General features: G+C 44.4%; 3 protein-coding genes. 1 reads left to right on the plus strand and 2 read right to left on the minus strand.

Annotated features, from left to right (window positions below; translation table 11 throughout):
• Positions 1-666, minus strand: a 666-nt coding sequence (locus AB4653_RS23270) for a magnesium transporter (protein WP_372105429.1), incomplete at its 3' end; no start/stop codon positions are given.
• A gap of 426 nt (positions 667-1,092) precedes the next feature.
• Positions 1,093-2,280 (minus strand): tyrosine--tRNA ligase, encoded by a 1,188-nt coding sequence (tyrS, locus tag AB4653_RS23275; RefSeq protein WP_004734518.1) that lies wholly within the window; start codon positions 2,278-2,280, stop codon positions 1,093-1,095.
• Between the two features lie 129 nt (positions 2,281-2,409).
• Here tyrS and AB4653_RS23280 point away from each other — a divergent pair.
• A partial coding sequence (locus AB4653_RS23280; protein WP_372105430.1) for an OapA N-terminal domain-containing protein occupies positions 2,410-2,813 on the plus strand: 404 nt, incomplete at its 3' end.

Genomic DNA, 2,813 nt, shown 5'->3' on the forward strand with positions numbered 1-2,813 from the left:
AGCAATCGCGTAAGCAATCATATTAATGTCGTAACCCCCCGTTGACTGGTTGTCACTGAATAATAAGATTCGGCCAATCATCACTAAGGCGATCGCAAGAGCTAAACAGATAGCAACTCTAAGCTCTTTCCATAGAACGTTGGCCCACTGGCGTTTCTTCAATTCCCCTGTGGCTAAGGCCCTAATGACCAAAGTCGCAGCTTGTGTTCCTGTGTTGCCACCCGCGGCAGCGATTACCGGCATATAGATCGCCAGAAGTACTAGCTGGCTAAGAATGTCTTCATACTGAGCAATGATAAGCCCAGAGACAATGCCCAGCAGTGCTAAGGCAATAATCCAACCGATACGCTGCCTAACATGGCTAAGCACTCCAGTTGAAAGGTAACCCTGTTGTGGTTCAACCTCTGAGTAGATCAGCCCTAATTGGTGAGCTAGATGTCGAGAGCGCTTCTCAAAGCCCTGCTCTTCTAGCTCACTAAGTAAAGTCTGAATCGTACTAAGAGAGCATTGCCCAAGCACTAACACCGCATCTTCAAGTGGCATTCGGTTTAAAAGGTTAATTTGTTGCTCACGTCCGTACTGTTGAAAAGCATTCGATACAGCTTGGATGTCTTGCTCTGAGTACAGAGCTTCAATAGATAAAAAAGTGTTGTTCATTACCGTCATGGCGAATCTCCCGATTGGCAAAGGTAACGACCATCAAAACAAGTAGCCTATAGAGAGTACCCCGAGAGTATAAAGCGGTGTACACCAAGAGCGTATAGCTATATACATCAAGAACATACAACTAAGCGCACCAAGAGCTTAAAGCACTGATGTGTCTACTTGTTAGAATCTAGAGTGTGGAAAAGAATGAGGGGGAAAACAAAGATACCCTACCCGAACGGCAGGATAATAGATCAATACCGAGACAGGTTATTCTTCTCCATTCAAACTAGGAGGATGGTCGGTATTGTTCATAAAAATCTCCAAAATTACTGTCAATATGACAGCGCGCATAGTGTAGCAATGCACGTTCAAAAACTTCGTCAACTTTGTGTCAATAAAAAAGGCATCCGTGGATGCCTTTTGTTCAATTATTGATGTGTGTTATTACTTAATAGTAATACGAGCAAACTTACGCTTACCTACTTGGTAAACTGCAGTACCTGCTTCAGGTACAAACTTGCTGTCTTCAATCTTCTCGCCTTCAAGCTTAGCAGCGCCTTGCTTGATCATACGCATCGCATCAGAAGTCGAGTTTACAAGACCCGCTTCTTTTAGAACGTTCGCAATCGGTAGGCCGGCTTCGAATTCAAATTCAGGCATTTCATCAGGAACTTGGTTCTTAGCAAAACGGTTAACGAACTCTTGCTCAGCCGCTTCAGCATCGGCTTCGCTGTGGAAACGAGCAATGATCTCTTTAGCAAGAAGTACTTTCACGTCACGAGGGTTTTTGCCCGCCTCAACGCCAGCTTTCAGTTCCGCAACTTCTTCAAGAGGACGGAAAGACAGTAGCTCGTAGTAGCTCCACATTAAATCGTCAGAGATAGACATAATCTTACCAAACATCTCGCTTGGTGCTTCGCTGATACCGATGTAGTTGTGCGCAGACTTAGACATCTTCTTAACGCCGTCTAGACCAACAAGTAGTGGCATCATCAGTACCGCTTGTGGTTTTTGACCTGCTGCTTTTTGCAGTTCACGACCCATAAGAAGGTTAAACTTCTGGTCAGTACCGCCAAGCTCAACATCGCTCTCTAGTGCAACAGAGTCGTGACCTTGAAGAAGTGGGTACATGAATTCGTGGATTGCGATCGGTTGACCACCAGCGTAACGCTTTTTAAAGTCATCACGCTCAAGCATACGAGCAACAGTTTGGTTAGAAGCAAGACGAATCATGCCTTCTGCACCAAGCTCAGATAACCACTCAGAGTTGAAACGAATTTGCGTTTTCGCAGGATCTAGAATCTTGAATACTTGCTCTTTGTAAGTTTCAGCATTCTTCAATACGTCTTCACGGCTTAGCGGTGGACGTGTTGAGTTCTTACCTGATGGATCACCAACCATTGCTGTGAAATCACCGATAAGGAACGTCACTTCATGACCAAGCTCTTGGAAAGCACGAAGCTTGTTAAAGATAACCGTATGGCCTAGGTGGATATCTGGAGCGGTTGGATCGGCACCCAGTTTAATGCGTAAAGGACGACCTTCTTTTAGTTTCGCAATCAGTTCGTCTTCTGGAATCAGTTCTTCTACGCCACGTTTGATCTCGGCTAGTGCAGCTTCAATACTCGCCATTCTTGTTCACTCCCACAGATTTGGCAAAAATATAATAATTAGACATCTTACTTGAATAGCGATGTATTTTGAAACCAGTTACACTATTCCGTCGTCTATTTTCATAATATTTACAGAACGAACCGGAACATGTTGTCTATTTTTGCACGCCTTCCCATTTTGCACCGGGCATTTATCGCATTTTTTAGTGCCGTAATTTTTATCGCTATTTTCTTACTCCCCGACGTCAACAGCTTACGTGACGATACGGGAGCTTTAGTCGTTGGAAAACACTACCCACTGACGATCAGTGCATCAGCACTTGTTAGCTCAAGTGACGCACCACCGACGGCAGTACTCAAATGGGAGAAATACACCGTTCGCTCTGGCGAAAGCACCTCTGTTTTATTTGAACGTATTGGCCTTTCATACCGTTTACTGATCACTCTACTCAATACCAACAACGATATTAAAAAGCAGCTGTCCAATCTAAGACCTGGCGACGTATTACAATTCGGCTTTGATGAAAACAACGACCTTATTCAGTTGAAGCG

The sequence above is a fragment of the Vibrio sp. 10N.222.48.A3 genome (genome assembly GCF_041475345.1).
GTDB classification, from domain to species: Bacteria; Pseudomonadota; Gammaproteobacteria; order Enterobacterales; family Vibrionaceae; genus Vibrio; species Vibrio tasmaniensis_A.